Origin of the sequence: Frankia sp. AgB32 (assembly GCF_023243045.1) — a bacterium.
Lineage (GTDB): Bacteria > Actinomycetota > Actinomycetes > Frankiales > Frankiaceae > Frankia.
In genome coordinates this window covers 1-19,526 of the sequence record NZ_JALKFX010000103.1, presented here as the reverse complement: position 1 = coordinate 19,526, position 19,526 = coordinate 1, and the positions used below count along the sequence as shown (strand labels likewise).

Sequence of the window (19,526 nt, the reverse complement as noted above, 5' to 3'; positions counted from 1 at the left end):
TGACCCCGCGCGCCTGCCGATCCCACTGTGCCTGCCGATCCCACTGTGTCCCTGTCCCCACTCATGTCGTCTCTCCGGAACCGCCCAGCAGCAGGTACAGCACGGCCATCCGCACGCTCACTCCGTTTGCGACCTGCTCCACCACCGTCGACCGGGCGGAGTCGGCGACCTGGGAGGAGATCTCCATGCCGCGGACCATCGGGCCGGGGTGCATGACCAGGGCGTGGTCCGCCAGCCGCGCCGCGCGGTCGACGTCCAGGCCGTACCGGCGGCTGTACTCCCGTTCGGTCGGGAAGAACGCCGCCGACATCCGTTCCCGCTGGACCCGCAGCATCATGACCACATCGCTCTTCGGAAGCACCGCGTCGAGGTCGTACGACACCTCGACCGGCCACGACGAGACACCGAGGGGCAACAGCGTCGGCGGAGCCACCACCGTCACACTGGCCCCGAGGGTGGTCAGCAGCCACACGTTGGACCGGGCGACCCGGGAGTGCAGCACGTCGCCGACGATCGTCACGGCGAGGCCGTCGACGCGGCCGAGGCGCCGGCGCATGGTGAACGCGTCGAGCAGCGCCTGGGTCGGGTGCTCGTGGGTGCCGTCGCCCGCGTTCACGACGCTGCCGCGTACCCAGGTGGCGAGCCGGTGCGGCGCGCCACTGGCGGAATGTCGGCAGACCACCGCATCCGCGCCCATCGCCTCCAGGGTCTGCGCGGTGTCCTTCAGGCTTTCGCCCTTCGACACGCTTGACCCACGCGCCGAAAAATTGATCACATCGGCCGACAGTCTCTTGGCGGCTACCTCGAAGGACGTGCGGGTGCGGGTGGAATCCTCGAAGAAAAGGTTGACGACGGTACGGCCGCGCAGGGTCGGCAGCTTGCGGACCGAGGCCTCGGCCACCCGCGCCATCCGCTCGGCGGTGTCGAGCACCAGCAACGCGTCGTCCCGGCCGAGGTCCTCGGTCGAGAGCAGGTGGCGCTTCACGTCCGGCCTCCGCTCGCGGCCCGCCGTGTCCTCGTCAGGCCCGGTGTCCTCGTCATGCCCGCTCCCCCGCCTCGTCGCCGATCGCCCCGTCGTCGTCGACCACCGGCCCGTCGACCACCGGCCCGTCGACCGGTGCTCCGTCGCCGGCCGGGGTGACGGCGGGTGGAAGGATGACGACGCCGTCGGCGCCGTCGATCTCCCGCAGCCGCACCGCCACCGACTCGCGGCGCGAGGTCGGCATGTTCTTCCCGACGTAATCGGCCCGGATCGGCAGCTCGCGATGGCCGCGGTCGACGAGAACGGCGAGCTGGACCGCCCGCGGGCGGCCGTAGGCGGCGAGCGCGTCGAGCGCGGCGCGCACCGTGCGCCCGGAGTAGAGGACGTCGTCGACGAGAACGACCACCCGGCCGTCGACACCGCCGTCCGGAATCTCGGTCACCTCGAGTGGCCGCACCCCGCGCAGTCGCAGATCGTCGCGATACATGGTCGGGTCGAGGGAGCCGACCGGGAGATCCACACCTTCGACGGCCTGTACTCGCCGTGCCAGTCGGTGCGCGAGGGGTACCCCTCTGGTGGGTATGCCGAGCAGCGCGACACCGGCACCACCGGAGGTCTTTTCCAGAATCTGATGCGCCATCCGGCTGACGATTCGAGTGATGTCGTCGGCGGACAGTACTGTCCGGGCAACGCCGGGACGGCGCGACGCGGGGCTACCCGCGGCGGGCACAGCCACGCGGCATCCCTCCTTCCCCGCCTCACGGGACGGTCCTTAAAGGAGCGGTCCCGGCGACGTTACCAGGGCACTCCGGGCGTGTGAGGGTCTGCGCGAGGACCGGCCGCACGCGTCCCGACGGCCTCGCACCGACGAGTTCCGCACTCCCGGACATCTCGTTGCCTCGTCAACTACCATGAGTGGTTCGTGACTACCCGTCACCGTTCTCGTTCGCGCGCCCGCGGCTACGGCGGCAGGCCGAAGTTCCCGCCGGGCAGGCGGAGCGCGCAACCGAAGGGCTACAGAAAGTGGTACAAAGAAAGAAGCGACACGACCCCCCGGGTGTCGAGCCTCTACCCGGTGGGCACTACTATCGGTAACCGCCGGCGGCATGAGCCCCGGTTCCAGTGATCAATCACGACAGGAGTGGGCACTCCGATGTCCGACTATGCGAAGGCGCTCGGTGCTCGGCTGCGCGCAATACGCACCCAGCAGGGGCTCTCGCTTCATGGCGTCGAGGAGAAGTCGCACGGTCGGTGGAAAGCCGTCGTCGTCGGTTCCTACGAACGTGGGGATCGTGCTGTCACGGTACAGCGGCTCTCGGAGCTCGCGGAGTTCTACGGCGTCCCCGTGGGCGAACTGCTTCCCGAGGGTTCCACCGTTGCTCCGCTGGAGCAGTCCCCGCGGATCGTCCTCGACCTCGAGCGCCTCTCCCAGGTTCCCAAGGAGCAGGGCGGCCCGCTCGCCCGCTACGCGGCCACCATCCAGAGCCAGCGCGGCGACTACAACGGCCGGGTCCTGTCCATCCGCTACGAGGACCTGCGCTCCCTCGCGGTGATCTACGACACCTCGCCGAGCAAGCTCACCGAGCAGCTCGTCTCCTGGGGCGTGCTGTCCCCGGAGCAGGGCGCGGACGCGACCGCTTCGGACGTCTGACAGTTCGCCAGCACCATCCGCTTCACCAACACCGCTTCACCAGCACTGCCTGTGGTCTTGTCGGCTCAGGGGTTTCGTTCGTGGCACAACCAGGCTTCACCTCCGACAGGACCGCATCGCAACGGGGTCGAGACCGACCAAACGCGTGGCACAGCCTGGCCGGGAGTACCCCGGTACGTCGCTAGGGGCGGCGTACCGGGCACGCGGACGCGTCGGGTCCCGGGTCACCGGGCCCGGTTCGGTTCCGTTTCTGCCGGCGCGGTGGTCGCCGGCCCGGCCTGCGCCGCCGGGGCAGCCTCAGTCACACCAGTCCCACCCGTCACACCAGGCGCACCGGCCTCGACGGCCACGGCACCCGGTTCACTGCCCGTCGGGCCGGGCGTCGCCGCCCCGTTGACGTCGACCAGGCTGCCGAGCAGCCCGTTGACGAACCCTGGCGAACGCTCCGTGGACAGGCTCTTCGCCAGCTCGACGGCCTCGTCGATGACGACGCGGGGCGGCACGTCGGGCCGCCAGCCGAGTTCCAGCACGGCGATCCGCAGGATGTTGCGGTCCACCGGCGGCATCCGCTCCAGCGTCCAGCCCTCGGCGTGCTCGGAGATCCGCTCGTTGATCTCCCGCCAGTGCTCGACCACGCCCTCGACGAGGCCCTCCGTGTACTCGGAGACGGGCGGGTCGGCGCGGGCCATCCGGGCGTCGAGGATCTCGGACACCCGGGAACCGCGCACGTCCGCCTCGAAGAGGATGTCCAGCGCGCGCCGGCGGGCCTTGGACCGGGCGCTCAGCTCGTCACCCGACCGAGATAACGACCGTCGCGGGTGTCGACCTTGACCTTCTCGCCGGTGGTGACGAACAGCGGGACGTTGATCGTCGCGCCGGTCTCCAGCGTCGCCGGCTTCGTCCCACCGGTGGACCGGTCGCCCTGCACCCCGGGGTCGGTCTGCGCGATCGTGAGCTCGACGCTCGCGGGCAGTTCGACGTAGAGCGGGGCGCCGTCGTGCAGGGCGACCGTCGCGACGGTGTTCTCCAGCATGTAGTCGGCGGTGGAGCCGACAACGTCCGGCGGGATCGGGATCTGGTCGTAGGACTCGCTGTCCATGAAGACGAAGTCGGTGCCGTCCCGGTACAGGTAGGTCATCTCCCGGCGGTCGACGGTCGCGACCTCGACCTTCACCCCGGCGTTGAACGTGCGGTCGACGACCTTGCCGCTGAGGACGTTCTTGAGCGTCGTGCGGACGAACGCCCCGCCCTTACCCGGCTTGACGTGCTGGAAGCCGACGACGTTCCACAACACCCCGTCGATGTCGAGCGTCATACCGTTCTTCAGGTCGTTGCTGGTCGCCACTGCGCGAGTTCTCCGTTCAGGTCGCCGTGCTTGGACGGCGGATCATGGTCGTGCGGAAGACCGGGTTGGTCGGACCGCACCCGTCTCGGCGGCCCCACCGGCCGGAACCACGCGCCCGGGGGCCACAGCAACTTTCCCGCGAGCTTTCCCGCGGACATCCCGCGAGCCCTCCCGCGGCGGCGATCAGCCAGACCGCAGACAAGTCTACCGAGCCGGCTGCCCCGTTCCCGGGCACCCGGTGGACACGACAGCGGTCGGCTCGGACGGGTCGGTGAGATGGTCCGGTTCAGGCGGTCGGCTCAGACCGGGTCGGACAACGACAGGCCGTCGGGCACGGACGTCTCCGTGGGAGACGAGCCGTCTGCGGGCCGCGGCACTCCGTCCGGGGCGACGGCGGCGAAGGCGGTCAGCAGCAGGCCCGGATCCGGGTTGTCGAACACGACCGTGTCGCCCTGCGCGGCGAGGCCGATGAAGCGCAGCCGGTGCCCGCGCGTCTTCTTGTCCACCCGCATCGCGTCGAGCAGTGCCGGCCAGCGGTCGCCCCGGTAGGTCACCGGCAGGCCGATGCGGGCCAGCAGGTCACGGTGGCGGTCCGCGGTGGGGTCGGCGAGGCCGACGACGAGCCGGGACAGCTCGGCCGCGAACACCATCCCCACCGAGATCGCCTCACCGTGCCGCCAGCCGAAGTTCTCCACCTTCTCGATGGCGTGGCCGAGGGTGTGGCCGTAGTTGAGGACCTCCCGGCGGCCGGCCTCGCGCGGATCGCCGGAGACCACGTCGGCCTTCACCCGGATCGACCGTTCGATCAGCTCGGGCAGGTGCGCGGCGCCGGTGGGATCGTCGTCGAGCAGGTCGAGGATGGTGGCGTCGACGATGAAGCCGGTCTTCACCACCTCGGCGAGGCCCGCGCGCACCTCGGCCGCCGGCAGCGTCGTCAGCGTCGTCAGGTCGCACAGCACGGTCAGCGGCTGGTGGAAGGCGCCGACGAGGTTCTTGCCGGCCTCGACGTCGATGCCGGTCTTGCCGCCGACGGCCGCGTCGACCATGCCGAGCACCGTGGTCGGCACCTGCACGACGTCCACGCCGCGCAGCCAGCTCGCCGCGACGAAGCCGGCCAGGTCGGTCACGGTCCCGCCGCCCAGTCCGATGACCACGTCGTCGCGGGTGACGCCGATCCGGCCGAGAGCGTCCCAGCACCGCCCGGCGATCGCCAGCCGCTTCGCCTCCTCGCCGTCGGGCACCTCGATCGTGTGCGCCTCCACCCGGGCGTTCGCGCGCAGGTCCGCGACGACCGACCCGGCCTTCGCCCGCAGCGCGACCGGGTGGATGACGACGGCGCGGGTCCGCCCGACCACCGTCTCGGCAAGGCCGCCGAGCAGGCCCTCACCGAGCACCACGTCGTAGGGCCGTTCACCGGCCGGCCGCACCGGAATCCGGACGACGTCGGCCACCTTCGCCCGCGTACTCATGACCGTTCCTCACTCAGCACGTCAGGGGAGTCACTCAGCGCGGCGGCGACCAGGTCGGCGACCTCGTCCGGCTCGCGACCCGCGGTGTCGACGACGGCCATGGCCACCTCCGCGTACAGGGGCTCGCGGGCCCGCAGCAGGGCGGCGAGCCGGGTGCGCGGGCCCTCGACGAGCAGCGGACGGTCCCGGGCCAGGCCGACGCGGCGCACCGCGTCGCTCAGCCCGACCCGCAGGTAGACGACCCGGTGGCCGGCGAGCAGCGCCCGCGTGGCCGGGTCGAGCACCGAGCCGCCACCGAGGGCGACGATCCCGGTGTGCTCGGCGAGCGCGGCGGCCACCGCCCGGTGCTCGGCGGCGCGGAAACGGTCCTCGCCGAACTCGAGGAAGATGTCCGACACACTGGCGCCAAGCGCCGCCTCGACGTCGGCGTCGGTGTCGCGGAACCCGACGTCCCACCGCCGCGCGAGCCGGGTGCCGACCGTCGTCTTGCCCGCGCCGGGCGCGCCGACGAGCACCGCCCGCGGCCCGACCAGCACCGCCTGCGGCCCGGCCGGCGCCACCGCCGCCTCATCCCCAGTCACGCTCGTACTGTCCCGTCTGCTTTGTCAGTGTCCGGCGATCGTCCCACTCGGCGACCACCGGTGAATCCGGTGATCAGTGAATGAACAGGGATTTCAGGTAGCCCTCGCAGTTGCGCCGGGTCTCCTCGACCGAGTCGCCGCCGAACTTCTCCAGGGCGGCGTCGGCGAGCACGAGCGCGGCCATCGCCTCGGTGACCACCCCGGCCGCGGGCACGGCGCACACGTCGGACCGCTGGTTGATCGCGACGGCGGCCTCGCCGGTCGACACGTCGACTGTGGACAGCGGCCGGGTGAGAGAGGAGATCGGCTTCATCGCCACCCGGATGCGCAGTGGCTCACCGGTGGTCATTCCGCCCTCGATGCCGCCGGCACGGTCGGTCGCCCGCCGCACCCGCCGGGCGACGCCACCGACCGGCTCGATCTCGTCGTGCGCGACCGAGCCGCGCCGGCGCGCGGTGGTGAAACCGTCGCCGAACTCGACGCCCTTGATCGCCTGGATGCCCATCAGCTCGCCGGCGAGGCGGGCGTCGAGCCGGCGGTCGCCGTGGACGTAGCTGCCGAGCCCCGGCGGACAGCCGTAGGCGAGCACCTCGACGATCCCACCGAGAGTGTCGGAATCGGCCTGGGCGGCGTCGATCTCGGCGACCATCCGCACACTGGTCGCCTGGTCGGCGCAGCGCACCGGGTCGGCGTCGACGGTCGCCAGCGACGTCGGCGCGGGCGTCCCCGGCGGCACCTCGACGGCGCCGATCGCGACCACATGGGAGATCACCTCGATGCCGTATGCCTGGCGCAGCAGCGCCTTGGCCGCGGTCCCGAGCGCGACCCGCGCCGCCGTCTCCCGGGCACTCGCCCGCTCCAGCACGGGCCGGGCGTCGTCGAAGCCGTACTTCTGCATGCCGGCGAGATCGGCGTGGCCCGGCCGGGGCCGGGTCAGCGGGGCGTTGCGGCCCAGACCGGCCAACTCCTGCGGGTCGACCGGGTCGGGGGCCATCACCCGCTCCCACTTCGGCCACTCGGTGTTACGCACGACGACACTGATCGGGCCGCCGAGCGAGATGCCGTGGCGAAGACCGCCGAGCAGCTCGACCTCGTCCCGCTCGAAGCTCATCCGCGCCCCGCGGCCGTGCCCGAGCCGGCGACGGGCCAGCTCCGCCGCGATGTCCGCACTGGTCAGCCGGATCCCCGCGGGCAACCCCTCGACCGTGGCCACCAGAGCGGGACCATGCGACTCCCCCGCCGTCAACCAACGCACCATGCCTACCAGTCTTTCACGACCACGCGCCCGCGCACGTCCCCGTCGGCACAGCTCACGCCCTCGACCACGCCCACCGGTCCGCGGCGGACCCCGCCGTCAGGGGTGAACGCCCGCCCGCACCACCGCGTACCAGGCCCCGACGAGCAGAAACGGCCCGTACGGCAGCCGGTCGTGGCGACCGACCCGGCCCACGGCGAGCAGGGCGAGGGCGCACAGCCCGCCGACCAGCACCCCCGCGCAGAAGCCACCGGCGACGCTCGGCCAGCCCAGCCAGCCCAGTGCCCCACCCAGCAGGCCGGCGAGCTTCACGTCACCGCGGCCGAGACCGCCGCGGGAGACCCGGTGCAGCACCCAGAACGCCAGCCAGCTCCCGGCCGCCGCGACCCCCGCCCTGGCCAGCCGGCCCGGCGCGGCGTCGACCAGCGCCGCGAACCCGAACAGCACGGCCAGCGCCGGATAGGCCGGCAGCACCAGATGATCGGGCAGCCGGTGCACCCGCAGGTCCACGGCCGCCAGCCACACCCCGAGCACCGTCAGGTACGCGTAGGCGAGCAACCAGGACGGATGCCGATACAGCGCGCCGGCCACCACGACGACCGCCAGCACGGTCGCGAGTCGCAGCCGGCGCGGCCCCGGGGCATCCCGGTGCGGTGCGGCCCCGGGCGGCGGCGGGACGCGGGCGACGACCCCCGGCCCCAGCGGCACCGCGACCGCCAGCACCCCCAACGCGATCAACGCGGCAAGTCCGGCCTCGACCATACGACCCCCGTTGCGTCGACCCCGGACCGATCCATCGTCCCACGCCACCCGGACCGCCGACCTCCCTTTCCCGACCGCCGAGGTAGCCGGTCAGCCTGAGCACCACGCACGGTCACGCGCCAGCGCTCATCTCGGTGACGGAACCGAACCAGCCGCGGGGGAAAGAGGGCTCCTGTCGCTTCCACCGGGACGAAGCGGACGCCGACCCCCGGCTACCGGGCTGGCTGGTCCTGGCGAGTGGCCGCGTGGTCCTGATCGGTGCGAACGCGCGGGGAGTCGGAGCGTTCGTCCGGCGCGGCGTCGGTGCGTTCGTCGTGGGCGGACTGGCCGGCGGCGAGCAGGACGGCGGCGGGGACGGTCCGGCCGGTGAAGTGCTCGACCTGGCCGACGGCCTGCGCGGCGAGGATCTCCAGGCCACCGGCCACCCGGGCGCCGGCACGGTAGGCCGCGGCCGCGAGCTCCGTCGGCCAGGGGTGGTAGAGCAGCTCGACGAGCTGGCAGGACGCCGGCCACCGGCGGGCCGCGAGCCGGTCGGTGGCGCCCGCCGGGGTCGTGGCGATGGCGAGGTCGGGGCCGGCGGGCAGGCCGGTCGCGAGCAGCTCCCAGGGCAGCGGGGTCACCCGGATGCCGAGGCGCTCGCCGACCTGGGCAAGCTCGGCGGCGGCCGCGGGCCGGCGGGCGACGACGGCGACGTGCGGGCAGCCACTCGCGGCCAGGGCGGCCACGGCCGCGCGGGCGGTGCCACCGGCGCCGAGGACCAGCGGCTGGCCGGGCACGCCCTGGCGCAGCACGCGGCGCACCGCCACACCGATGCCGACGACGTCGGTGTTGTAGCCGGCGAGGTGACCGCCGTCGCCGACGACGACGGTGTTCACGGCGCCGATCGCGGCGGCGGTCGGATCCACCTTGTCCAGCAGGTCGAGCACGGCGGTCTTCAGCGGCATCGTCAGCGACGCCCCGAGCCAGCCCGGCTCGGTCCGCAGCCGGTCCAGCGCCGCGGGCAGGTCGGCCTCGGCGCAGTGGATGGCTGTGTACCGCACGGCGAGGCCGAGTTCGCGGTAGGCCGCGCCGTGCAGCACCGGGGACAGCGAGTGGTCCACGGGAGCGCCGAGCACCGCGGCCAGCGCCGGGGACTCCGGCGTAGCCGCTGCGGCGACCACCGCCGCATGCCGCTCCGCACGCACCCCGCCGCCGACGTCCCCCGCCCGACCCTCCCGCATCACGCCTCCCGCATCCGCGTCCACCGGACGCCAGCTGGCCCGAACGTCCGTGTTCCCATGTAGGCGGCCTGCGCCGGCGCCAGTCATCGGTCCATCTTGGCCGTTCACGCCGCCGATCGGGCCGTAGCCACGCATGCGCGCCACCTGTCGTCGCCGACCGAGCTGCCCGCGGCCCGGCCGGCGGGCCCGCGCGCCGGCCGGGCGGCCAGCGGCGCGGCGCTGGCTATTCCTTGCCGCCCTCGGCGAGGTACTGGGCATACAGCCGATCGAACTCCGCCCTGGTCGTGGCGAACTCGGTCACCCCGCTACGCGGCATGGAGATGAACCACAACCAGGTGCCGTCGGCGGGAGCCAGGGCGGACTTCAGCGCCCACAGCCCCGGGTTGGAGATCCCCCCGGGCGGCAGGCCCGGGTTCACCCGGGTGTTGTACGGGTTGTCCTTCTGCACGAGCTGGGACCTGGTCAGCGGACCGGTGTACTCGTTCTGCGCGTAGCGGGTGGTCGAGTCCATGCCGAGGGTGCGGAACGCGCCGGTGGTGTCGTTGAGCCGGTTGTAGACCACCCGGGCGACCTTGGGCCCCTCGTCGGCGTTCGCGACCTCCTTCTCGATGATCGAGGCGACGGTCACGATGTCGGCCGGCTTCATGTTGCGCGCGGCGGCCTTGTTCTCCAGGTCGATCGACGCCGTCTCGGACTTGAACCGGGTGACGAACGAGGTCAGCAGCTGCAGCGGGGTGGCCCCGGGCACCAGATCGTAGGTCGACGGGAAGAGGTAGCCCTCCAGCGTCGGGGCGTAGGCGGGGACGCCGAGCTGCCTGGGGTTGTTGGCGATGGCCTGCAGCTCGTCCATCGGCGTGCCGAGCCGGTCGTGCAGGCCGGCGAGCACCTGCCGGACGGTCTCGCCTTCCTTGATGGTGAACCGGAACGGCGCCGAGGACGCCGGGTCGAGCAGCGCGGCGAGCGCCGCGTCGGCGCTCATCTGGCTGCGCAGCCGGTAGGTACCCGGCTGGATGCCCAGCGACTTCGGGTTGGCCGAGGCGGCCTTGACGAACGCCGCGACCGACGCGGTCACGTTCGCGTCGCGCAGCTCCTGCGCGATCTGCCGGGCGGAGGCGCCGTCCGGGATCTGGATCACGGCGATGCCGTTGCCGGCGCCGGTGTAGTCGGCGGCGCTGCCACCGCCGCCGCCGATGCGGCCGACCACCTTGCCGACGGCGAAGATACCGAGCCCGAGCAGCGCGGCGACGACCACCAGGACGGCGACCAGCTTCGGCAGGGCACGCGTGCGCCGCCGCGGGGGCGGGTCGTCATCCCAGTCGACACCGCCCGCTCCGCCGTCGTCCGCGTCGCCGCCGTGCACAACGGAGCGCCGGCGGCCTCGCCGGCCGCGCCCGGGCTCCTCGCCGGCCGGGACCTCGTCGTCGTCGAAACCGGCGGCCCCGAAGACGTCGTCCCGGGCGAACTCGTCGTCCGCGGCACCGTCGTCCGGGTATCGGCCGTCCGGGTATCGGTCGCCCGGGTATCGGTCGCCCGGGTATCGGTCGTCCGCGTAGTCGTCGGCGTATCCCGAGTCCGGATAGTCCGCTTCGGCGTCGCCCGCGGCGCCGCGACCGCCCTCGCGGCGGGCGTCCCGACGGCGGCGGTCCTCGCGCGGGTCGCTGTCGTAGCCCCGCTCCGGCACGTCGCTGGCGTAGGGCTCGTCGTCGAAGCGGCCCGCGCCCCGACGTGGCTCCCCGCCGCGGCGGGAGTCGGCGGGACGGCGGCGGGGACCGTACGGCTCCTCGCCGAGCATCTCGTCGAGGTGACCGCCCGTCACCTCTCGTCCTGGGGCACGGCGCCTCCACCGACGGACGGGTCCGGCGCCGCTGCGGGCGCGCCACCGCCCCGACGACGGCTGTCCAGGTCGTTCTGGAGGATCTGCACGGCTGCCTCCTGATCCACGAGACCGCGGCGGGCGCGGGAACGAACGCCACGCTCAGCCATTCTGCGGTGTGCCGCAACCGTGGTCAGCCGCTCGTCCACAAAACGCACGGGGACAGGGGCAATCCGCGCACTGAGTACGTCGGCGTACTCGCGGACCAGCTGGACCGCCCGACCCTCCTGCCCGGACAACTGCCTGGGCAGGCCTACCACGACCTCTACAGCCTGCCTGTCGAGAACGATCCCGACAAGATTGTCGATATCGGTATTTTTTTTCCTATCTCGCATCAGGGTGGTCACGGGTACGGCGAGTATGCCGTCCGGGTCACTCGCGGCGATTCCGACCCGGACGGATCCCACATCGACACCGACCCGCACCCCGCGGGGTGCCGACGGACCGCTCACCGGCCGGCCACCTCAGCGCGCGGTGAGCTCGGCGACCAGCCCGCGCAGCTTCGCGAACGCGGCCGGAACCAGCTCCGGCGTCCCGCCACCGCCCTGGGCGATGTCCGGCTTGCCGCCGCCCTTGCCACCGAGCGCCGCCCAGGAGCCGCGCACCAGATCTCCGGCGCGCAGCCCGCGGGCCCGCGCCGCGTCGTCGGTGACGACGACGATCGACCCGCCGTCGGCCCGGACCGCGGCGACCACGGCGGGACGCCCGCCGAGCCGGCCGCGGATGTCCATCGCCAGCAGGCGCACGTCGTCGGGCGCGGTACCGGCGGGTACCTCGGCGGTGACCACGGCGACCCCGCCGATCTCCTCGGCGCCCTCGGCCAGGGCGCCCGCCCCGGCGAGCACCGCGGCGGCGCGCAGCCGGTCCAGCTCCCGTTCGGCGTCGCGCAGCCGGCCGACGATGTCGCCGACCCGGTCGACCAGTTCGTCCGGACGGGCCTTGATCGCGGTGGCGAGCTCGGAGACGAGCAGATGCTCACGGGCCAGAAAGCGGAACGCGTCGATGCCGACGAGCCCCTCGACCCGGCGCGTGCCCGCCGAGATCGACGACTCGGACAGCAGCTTCACCGCGCCGAGCTGGGCGGAACTACCGACGTGGGTGCCGCCGCAGAGCTCGCGGGCGTAGTCGCCGACGTCGACGACCCGCACCGCGTCGCCGTACTTCTCCCCGAACAGCGCCATCGCGCCGAGCCTGCGGGCCTCGTCCTGCGTCGTCACGAACGCCCGCACCGGCAGGTCGCGCAGCGCCACCTCGTTGATCTCGTCCTCGACGTCGGCGAGGACGGACGCCGGAATCGCGCCGAGGGCGTGGAAGTCGAAGCGCAGCCGGCCCGGTGAGTTCAGCGACCCGGCCTGGGTCGCCCCCTCCCCCAGCGCCCGGCGGAACGCCGCGTGCACGAGGTGGGTGGCGGTGTGCGAGCGGGACACCGCCCGGCGCCGGCCGGCGTCGACGTCGGCGTGCACCTGGTCGCCGACCCGCAGCTCGCCGGAGCGCACCCGGACCCGGTGCAGCACCAGCTCCGGGACGGGCCGCTGGACGTCGAGGACCTCGACCTCGCCGCCGTCGAAGCGCAGCACGCCGAGGTCGGGTTCCTGCCCGCCGCTCTCGGCGTAGAACGGGGTGATGTCGAGGACGACCCCGACCTCCTCGCCGGCGCCGGCCGTCATCCGGCCCACGCCGTCGGCGATCCCGACGAGGCCGACGACGGTGGACTCGCGGGTCAGCTCCTCGTAGCCGGTGAACGTCGTCGGCCCGGAGCCGGCCAGGATCGGCCGGAAGGCGGACAGGTCGAGGTTGCCGATGCGCCGGGACGCCCGGTCGGCCTTCGCGGTCTGCCGCTGGCGCTCCATCAGCCGGCGGAAGCCCGCCTCGTCGACGGACAGGCCCGCCTCGGCGGCCATCTCCAGCGTCAGGTCGATCGGGAAGCCGTAGGTGTCGTGCAGCTTGAACGCCTCGTCACCGGCGAGCGTCGTCGAACCCGCCGCCCGGACCTGACGCGCGGCGGTGTCGAAGATGGTGGTGCCGGTGCGCAGCGTCTCGGCGAACGACGCCTCCTCGGCGACGGCGACCCCGGTGATGGTCTCCGCGTCGTCGACGAGCTCGGGGTAGATCGGGCCCATCGCCTGGCCGATGGCGGCGAACAGCTCGCCCATGACCGGCTCGCGGGCGCCGAGCAGACGGGCGTCGCGCACGGCGCGGCGCAGCAGCCGGCGCAGCACGTAGCCGCGGCCCTCGTTGGAGGGCATCACTCCGTCGGAGATGAGCATCGCGGCGGTGCGGGAGTGGTCGGCGATGACCCGCAGGCGCACGTCGGCGGCCGCGTCGGCACCGTAGCTGGTGCCGGTGAGCCGCCCGGCGGTGTCGAGCACGGGGCGGGAAATGTCGATCTCGTAGAGGTTGTCGACGCCCTGCAGGATCGTCGCCATCCGCTCGAGGCCCATGCCGGTGTCGATGTTGCGCGAGGGCAGCTCGCGCAGGATCGGGAAGTCGTAGCCGGCGCCCTCACCGCGCTCGAACTGCATGAACACGAGGTTCCAGACCTCGAGGTAGCGGTTCTCGTCGGCGACGGGGCCGCCCTCACGCCCGTACGCGGGCCCGCGGTCGAAGTAGATCTCGCTGCACGGACCGCACGGGCCGGGCACGCCCATCGACCAGTAGTTGTCCTCCTTGCCGCGGCGCTGGATGCGCTCGGCGGGCAGCAGCTTCTGCCAGATCTGCTCGGCCTCGTCGTCGTCGAGGTAGACCGTGGCCCACAGGTCGTCCGGGTTGAACCCGTAGCCGTCGACGAGCAGCTCGAAGGCGAACGGGATCGCCTCGGCCTTGAAGTAGTCGCCGAAGGAGAAGTTCCCGCACATCTGGAAGAACGAGGCGTGCCGGGCCGTGCGGCCGACGTTGTCGATGTCGACGGTCCGCACGACCTTCTGCACGCTCGTCGCCCGCGGCCAGGGCGCGGCCAGATCACCGAGGAAGTACGGCTTGAACGGCACCATCCCGGCGTTGACCAGGAGCAGCGTCGGATCCTGCGCGATCAGGGACGCGCTCGGAACGACGGTGTGCCCACGCCCGGAGAAATGGTTGAGGAAGCGGGTGCGGATCTCGGCGGTGTCCATCGGTTCACATCGTCCAGACTGGAGGGAGGGGTTCGTCATCCGAGGGCGGGCGGCGCTGCCGCCGCGGCTGCTCGGACCGCTGCCGCCGCGCTCGCCGCCGAGGGGCGGTCAGCCCTGCCGGGCCCCCGGCACCAGCCGCATCGTCCGCTCGCTGTCGTCGAGATCACCCGGGTAGCCCCCGGGCGCCACCGCGACCCGCTCGGACCCGCTGGCCGGGCCCGAGACACCGGGAGGCTCGTCCCGCGGGGCGTCGTCGAGACCGAGTGCGCCACGGATCTCCTCCTCCCGCTCGGCCGCCGCCTCACGGACATCCGCGAGGAACTCCCGCACCGACTGTACGAAAGATCCGGCGAGGCTCGTCGGGGTGAGCGTCGCGGCGGCCTTTGCCGCCTGGCGCACCACGACGACCCCCGCCGCCGCCCCGAAGGCGAGGTAGAACATCCGGGACATCTACCGGCCTCCCCGACGCTCGCCCGAGGCGGCCAGCGGCGCCTCGCCCGGGTCCGCGTCCGCGGCCCCCCGGCGCGCCGCCTTCTCCGTCTTGATCTGCGACTTCACCCGCGCCTCGACCTCCGACCGGCTGCGCTTGGCGACAGCCTGGCGCACGCCGTAGCTGAAGGCGGCCACCCGCACGATCGGCCCGCCGAGGGTCGCCGAGAACAGCGACGTCAGCGAGGACACGTTCGTCGTGATCGACTGGACGTTCGCCGTGATCGCGTCGACCCGGTCCAGTTCCTTGTTCACGTGCGCGAGCGCGACGTTGACCTCGTCGACCGTCGTACCGGCCTGCCGGACCCGGGCTGTTCCCTCGTCGATGGCGACACCGGTCTGGCGCACGCGCGCCGCCGCCTCGTCGAAGATCTTGCCGAGTTTGAGCAGGACGAAACAGCCGAAGAGGGCGAGCACCGCGAACGCGCCCGACGCGATCAGGCCCGCGACCGCTCCACCGGACATATGTGCTCCTGCCTCCATCGTCGATTGGGTCGGTCCCACCCCACCCGATCCGGCACGCTGTGCCCTGCCGCGGCACGCCACGCAGGCCGTTCCCGTGCGAATGGCGTGCCGCTGTGACCTTACCGAGGATGCGACCGCCGCTATGGGCAGCCCCCGCCACCGAGCCGGGTCCGGCCCCGCGACCGGGGCCTGTCTCGGCCGGCACCACAGTGCTTACGATGCCGGCGCTCAGGGCTCCCGTGCCGTGCCGTGCTCCGCCGCGCCCCGCACCGTCTCCCGCAGCTCCCGCAGCCGCTCCGCCGCCCGCCGCTCGAAACCGTTGGTTCCCGGCAGGTAGTAGTCGGCAGCCGTCAGCCCCTCCGGCGGGTACTGCTGGCGCACCACGCCGCCGGGCGCGTCATGCGGGTACCGGTAGCCCGCCCCGCTGCCGGCCCGGGCGGCCCCCGGATAGTGGGCGTCGCGCAGGTGCGGCGGCACCGGGCCGGCGCGGCCGGCGCGCACGTCGGCCGTGGCGGCGTCGATCGCGCGAATCACCGCGTTCGACTTCGGCGCCAGCGCGAGGTGGATGACCGCCTGCGCCAGCGCCAGTCGCGCTTCCGGCAGGCCGACGAGGTCCAGGGCCTGGCCGGCGGCGACGGCGACGGCGAGCGCACCCGGGTCCGCCATGCCGACGTCCTCGCTGGCAAGGATGATCATGCGGCGGGCGATGAACCTGGGGTCCTCGCCGGCCTCCAGCATCCGGGCCAGGTAGTGCAGCGCGGCATCGGCGTCCCCGCCGCGCATCGACTTGATGAACGCGCTGGTGACGTCGTAGTGCTGGTCGCCTGAGCGGTCGTAACGGACCGCCGCCCGGTTGACCGCCTGCTCCAGCACGTCGACATCGAGCACGGCGACATCGAGCACGGCGACGTCCCGACGGCCACCCGCCCCGGCGGTGTCGGCGGGAGCGGCGGGAGCGGCGGTGTCGGCGGGAGCGGCGGTGTCGGCGGCGGCGAGCAGCGCCTCGGCGCCTGCCTCCAGCACGGTCAGCGCGCGGCGCGCGTCCCCGCCGGCGAGCCGGACGACGTGGTCGCGACCGGCCCCGGTCAGCTCGACCCGCCCGTCATAGCCACGCGGGTCGCGCAGGGCGCGGTCGACCACCCCGCGGATGTCGTCGTCGGTGAGCGGCTCGAGGGTCAACAGCAGCGACCGGGACAGCAGCGGACTCACGACGGAGAAGAAGGGGTTCTCGGTGGTCGCGGCGACCAGCGTGACCCAGCCATGCTCGACCGAGGGGAGCAGCGCGTCCTGCTGCGTGCGGGTGAAACGGTGGACCTCGTCGATGAACAGGACGGTGCGCGCACCAGACGCCGAGCGGGCCGCCCGTGCCTCGTCGATGACCGCCCGCACGTCCTTGACACCTGCCGTCACCGCGGAAAGCTCCCGGAAGCGCCGACCGGTCGCCCGCGACACGATGTGCGCCAGTGTGGTCTTGCCGGTGCCAGGCGGGCCCCAGAGGATGACCGACGTCGTGCCGCCGCCCTCGACGAGCCGGCGCAGCGGACTACCGGCACCGAGCAGGTGACGCTGGCCGACGACCTCGTCGAGGTGCTCCGGGCGCAGCCGGGCGGCGAGCGGAGCCCGACCGGCCACGGCGAGTTCCGGCTCGGCCGCACCGCGACCCGGCGCCGTCGGGGGCGTGGGGCCGCGGGCTGGCGCGGCGGCCGGCGCGCCGAACAGCTCCGCCGAGTCGAACAGGCTCACCCGTTCACGGTACGTCGCGGCCGCCGCAGGCCGACCGGTGAACGCGCATGCCGCCCGGGGCAGGTCGGATCAGTTGCTGCCGACGGGTGGCTCCGCCGCCGCGCCGGGGCTCCAGGCCGGCTGCGCCGAACCGGCCTGCTGGTCGAACTGCCAGGCAGGAGCGGGCGCCACGGCACCCGACCGGGGGTCGGAGTCCCATCCGGGGCCTGAGCCCCAGCCCGCCTCGGAACCGCTCGCCGGACCGGAGCCGGCCCCGACCGGGCGCGGCTCGGAATCCCACGCCGATGCGGCCGGGCGAGGCTGGAAGTTCCAGGCGGCGGACGCGTCGGGTCGCGGTGCGGGCACGTCCCACTGCGACCCGACCTGTTCGGGCGCGTCGTTGCGCGCCTCAGGGCCGGGTGCCGGCGCTGAGCGAGCGTCACGGGCCTTCACCAGCGGGCTGGACTCGGTGACTCCGCCCAGCGCCGAGAAGATGACGACCGCGAGGATCGAGAAGGCGATCACACAGACGATCGGCGCGAGGACGATCGAGTCCGCGCCCTGCACCCGCTGAGCGAAGGAGCCGCCCGTGACCTGGGTGGCGGCCATCGCGGTGTAGTGCATCCCGCAGACCGCCGCGGCCATGACGACCGAGGCCAGCGCGACGTGCTGGACGGTACGGACGCGGAACACGATCCACAGCGCGGCCACCGCGGCGGCGACGGCGATGGCGATCGACAGCGCCACGATCTTCGGTCGGTAGGAGACTGTCGCGCCGACATGCATGGCGGCCATGCCCGTGTAGTGCATGGCCGCGACCCCGGCGCCGGCCACCACGCCGCTGATCAGGAGCCAGCCGAGGCTGCGCGGACGGCGCGCCACCAGGGTGAAACCCAGCGCGGACCCCACCACGGCAACGACCAGGGACAGCACGGTGAGCGGAAGATCGTACCGCAGCTCGAAGCCATCGACGTGATAGCCGATCATTCCGATGAAATGCATGGACCAGATCCCGCCACCCCCGAGGGAGACCGCCGCGGCGATCGTCCAGCGGGCCCGCAGGCGCCCCTCGGACAACGGGATCCGGATAGCGCTGACCAGCGCCGCGAACGATCCGACCACCGCCAGACCGATCGATACGACCACAAACAGAAGATCCTGACTTACGTGCCGATGCACGGCCTCCGCAACGATCACTTACCCCCCTCATACGGCCAGAAGCACACACTCTGCAACATGAAGGCACCGACTAACAAGAATTATCGCCGAAGCAAGAGGTCGGGACGCATCCGCCATCACGTCGACGCTGGGCGACAACCGTCATAACGGGACGTGATCGACTAGCCCCGCGCCGACCGCGCAGCCCTCCCTGGACAGCCGCCACCCGCCGCCGACCCACAGCTCCCACACAGCCGTTCACCTGGCAAAAGCGCACTGAGGTCCGGCGACGATCCGCACGCGGGGGACGTCGAATCGTGGAGCCGCGGGCCGACCGTAGAGGAAGGCGCCCCGTGATCCGCAGACCCGGCCAGCAGGAGCGGACCCACGGACGGCAATCACCGCCCTACCACTTCCCTTCTCGCGCGGCGGCCCAGATCCGACGAAACCTACCATGGCCGGCATCCCGCTATCTTCTCCTAGAATCGATCGCATCGGCCGCCAATCGCCACTTGGACGCCCCTTCCGCGTACCTGGCCAGCACTGCACGTGCGGGACGACCGGAAGACCACACTTCGTTTGTTCAGAGCCACTTTCACGCAATGGTGTGCGTGTATGGTTCAGGTAGTCGGTTTATCTTCTCGTACGACTCTCACCCTCACCCGAGGGAAGATTCCCCACGGTGCAGTCGGCGCCTGTCAGGCAATTCCTGGGCGCCGGCTATCCGCCGCGGCGATCCCCGCGCGACGCCAGACGAGACCGCCTGGCAGGGATCCGCCGTGTTTTCGGGGCGCGCTCGGATCGCCCGCACCAGGCGGCCGATCCGGAGCCCGTCGGAGGCCCGCGCCGCAAAGGGCGGCCCCGGCGGCGCGCCCCGCTTTCACCGGAACCGACCAGCCCGTCCCGGAGACCGAATCCCCGCCCCGGAAAGGTGCAGCCCCATGAGCGTGCTCCCCTCGCCCCGAACCCGCTCCGACCGAGCCCTGGCTCGCGTGACGCCGACCCCGTCGCCGATCTCGGAGCAGTCGGACCGCGCCGCGCTCCCCGGCCGGACCCGCGGTTCCCGCCGGGCCGGCGACGCGGGCCACTCCACCCACCCGGCGGCGACTTCCGCCCCGGGGGCGGACCGTACCCCGGCGGCGGACCGTACCCCGGACGCCGGCATGGACGCCGGCCCGGCCGACACATCGGGCTCCCCCACGGAAACCCGTGCGGCTGCCGCCCCGGCGGACGGCGCGCACACCGGCCCCACGGCCGACGGTCCCGCCGACGCCGCGACGCCCCCGGCAGGACGGCGGGTGAAGGCCACCAGGCGGCCACCGGCCAGGACTACCGCGGGCTCAGCCGGACCACGCGCCCTGCACCGCGTCGGTCAGCACGTGCGGGTCCCGAAAACCGCCGAACTCGTCGCCGCCCACCTCCGCCGCCAGATCGTCCGCGGCGA

At 73.0% G+C, this 19,526-nt stretch carries 17 protein-coding genes and 1 pseudogene; 2 read left to right on the top strand and 16 right to left on the bottom strand.

Annotation, left to right across the window (positions count from 1 at the left end):
* Positions 1–61: 61 nt before the first annotated feature.
* Both MXD60_RS23235 and pyrR read right to left on the bottom strand, forming a co-directional pair.
* Positions 62–985, bottom strand: a complete 924-nt coding sequence (locus MXD60_RS23235; RefSeq protein WP_248821463.1) for an aspartate carbamoyltransferase catalytic subunit — start codon at positions 983–985, stop codon at positions 62–64.
* A 52-nt stretch (positions 986–1,037) separates the two neighbouring features.
* Complete coding sequence (pyrR, locus tag MXD60_RS23230; protein WP_248821462.1) at positions 1,038–1,718, bottom strand: bifunctional pyr operon transcriptional regulator/uracil phosphoribosyltransferase PyrR; 681 nt, start codon at positions 1,716–1,718, stop codon at positions 1,038–1,040.
* Positions 1,719–2,135: 417 nt separating this feature from the next.
* Between pyrR and bldD the strand changes: the two genes are divergently transcribed.
* A complete protein-coding gene (gene bldD, locus MXD60_RS23225; protein WP_009742788.1) occupies positions 2,136–2,633 on the top strand; it encodes a transcriptional regulator BldD in 498 nt (165 codons plus the stop codon).
* Positions 2,634–2,857: 224 nt separating this feature from the next.
* On the opposite strand, the gene nusB is transcribed toward bldD, so the two are convergent.
* The 14 genes from nusB to MXD60_RS23155 all read right to left on the bottom strand — a co-directional run bounded on the left by nusB (position 2,858) and on the right by MXD60_RS23155 (position 18,070).
* Positions 2,858–3,418, bottom strand: a complete 561-nt coding sequence (nusB, locus tag MXD60_RS23220) for a transcription antitermination factor NusB (protein WP_283098856.1) — start codon at positions 3,416–3,418, stop codon at positions 2,858–2,860.
* The gene (gene efp / locus MXD60_RS23215; RefSeq protein ID WP_248821460.1) at positions 3,415–3,978 is read right to left on the bottom strand and encodes an elongation factor P; all 564 of its coding nucleotides are present in this window, start codon (positions 3,976–3,978) and stop codon (positions 3,415–3,417) included. The genes nusB and efp overlap by 4 nt, the downstream gene beginning before the upstream one ends.
* A gap of 299 nt (positions 3,979–4,277) precedes the next feature.
* On the bottom strand, positions 4,278–5,447 hold the full coding sequence (aroB, locus tag MXD60_RS23210) for a 3-dehydroquinate synthase (RefSeq protein WP_248821459.1): 1,170 nt from the start codon (positions 5,445–5,447) through the stop codon (positions 4,278–4,280).
* On the bottom strand, positions 5,444–6,028 hold the full coding sequence (locus tag MXD60_RS23205) for a shikimate kinase (protein WP_248821458.1): 585 nt from the start codon (positions 6,026–6,028) through the stop codon (positions 5,444–5,446). The genes aroB and MXD60_RS23205 overlap by 4 nt, the downstream gene beginning before the upstream one ends.
* 73 nt (positions 6,029–6,101) lie before the next feature.
* A complete protein-coding gene (gene aroC, locus MXD60_RS23200; protein WP_248821457.1) occupies positions 6,102–7,286 on the bottom strand; it encodes a chorismate synthase in 1,185 nt (394 codons plus the stop codon).
* 96 nt (positions 7,287–7,382) lie between these two features.
* Positions 7,383–8,045 (bottom strand): prepilin peptidase, encoded by a 663-nt coding sequence (locus tag MXD60_RS23195; RefSeq protein WP_248821456.1) that lies wholly within the window; start codon positions 8,043–8,045, stop codon positions 7,383–7,385.
* Positions 8,046–8,257: 212 nt separating this feature from the next.
* Positions 8,258–9,265 (bottom strand): shikimate dehydrogenase, encoded by a 1,008-nt coding sequence (locus MXD60_RS23190; RefSeq protein ID WP_283098851.1) that lies wholly within the window; start codon positions 9,263–9,265, stop codon positions 8,258–8,260.
* Positions 9,266–9,488: 223 nt separating this feature from the next.
* Positions 9,489–11,081, bottom strand: a complete 1,593-nt coding sequence (gene mltG / locus MXD60_RS23185) for an endolytic transglycosylase MltG (protein ID WP_248821455.1) — start codon at positions 11,079–11,081, stop codon at positions 9,489–9,491.
* Positions 11,078–11,590: a Holliday junction resolvase RuvX gene (ruvX, locus tag MXD60_RS23180; RefSeq protein ID WP_248821454.1), complete on the bottom strand. Its 513-nt coding sequence runs from the start codon at positions 11,588–11,590 to the stop codon at positions 11,078–11,080. The genes mltG and ruvX overlap by 4 nt, the downstream gene beginning before the upstream one ends.
* A 12-nt stretch (positions 11,591–11,602) precedes the next feature.
* Positions 11,603–14,248, bottom strand: a complete 2,646-nt coding sequence (gene alaS / locus MXD60_RS23175) for an alanine--tRNA ligase (protein WP_248821453.1) — start codon at positions 14,246–14,248, stop codon at positions 11,603–11,605.
* Between the two features lie 108 nt (positions 14,249–14,356).
* A complete protein-coding gene (locus tag MXD60_RS23170) occupies positions 14,357–14,698 on the bottom strand; it encodes a hypothetical protein (protein ID WP_248821452.1) in 342 nt (113 codons plus the stop codon).
* On the bottom strand, positions 14,699–15,202 hold the full coding sequence (locus tag MXD60_RS23165; protein WP_248821451.1) for a DUF948 domain-containing protein: 504 nt from the start codon (positions 15,200–15,202) through the stop codon (positions 14,699–14,701).
* Between the two features lie 228 nt (positions 15,203–15,430).
* Complete coding sequence (locus MXD60_RS23160) at positions 15,431–16,945, bottom strand: replication-associated recombination protein A (RefSeq protein ID WP_518468522.1); 1,515 nt, start codon at positions 16,943–16,945, stop codon at positions 15,431–15,433.
* Between the two features lie 69 nt (positions 16,946–17,014).
* Positions 17,015–18,070 carry an MHYT domain-containing protein gene (locus MXD60_RS23155; RefSeq protein WP_248821450.1) on the bottom strand — a complete coding sequence of 352 codons (1,056 nt, stop codon included), beginning with the start codon at positions 18,068–18,070 and terminating at the stop codon, positions 17,015–17,017.
* A 1,310-nt stretch (positions 18,071–19,380) separates the two neighbouring features.
* On the opposite strand from MXD60_RS23155, the pseudogene MXD60_RS30475 reads away from it, so the two are divergent.
* A pseudogene (locus MXD60_RS30475) lies at positions 19,381–19,526 on the top strand (FadR/GntR family transcriptional regulator); the annotation flags it as partial.

What these genes read in the sequence shown, in the direction of transcription:
- bldD (WP_009742788.1), top strand. Translation starts at nt 2,136, where the DNA reads ATGTCCGACTATGCGAAGGCGCTCGGTGCTCGGCTGCGCGCAATACGC.
- aroB (WP_248821459.1), bottom strand. Translation starts at nt 5,447, where the DNA reads ATGAGTACGCGGGCGAAGGTGGCCGACGTCGTCCGGATTCCGGTGCGG.
- aroC (WP_248821457.1), bottom strand. Translation starts at nt 7,286, where the DNA reads ATGGTGCGTTGGTTGACGGCGGGGGAGTCGCATGGTCCCGCTCTGGTG.
- MXD60_RS23195 (WP_248821456.1), bottom strand. Translation starts at nt 8,045, where the DNA reads ATGGTCGAGGCCGGACTTGCCGCGTTGATCGCGTTGGGGGTGCTGGCG.
- MXD60_RS23190 (WP_283098851.1), bottom strand. Translation starts at nt 9,265, where the DNA reads ATGCGGGAGGGTCGGGCGGGGGACGTCGGCGGCGGGGTGCGTGCGGAG.
- alaS (WP_248821453.1), bottom strand. Translation starts at nt 14,248, where the DNA reads ATGGACACCGCCGAGATCCGCACCCGCTTCCTCAACCATTTCTCCGGG.
- MXD60_RS23170 (WP_248821452.1), bottom strand. Translation starts at nt 14,698, where the DNA reads ATGTCCCGGATGTTCTACCTCGCCTTCGGGGCGGCGGCGGGGGTCGTC.
- MXD60_RS23165 (WP_248821451.1), bottom strand. Translation starts at nt 15,202, where the DNA reads ATGTCCGGTGGAGCGGTCGCGGGCCTGATCGCGTCGGGCGCGTTCGCG.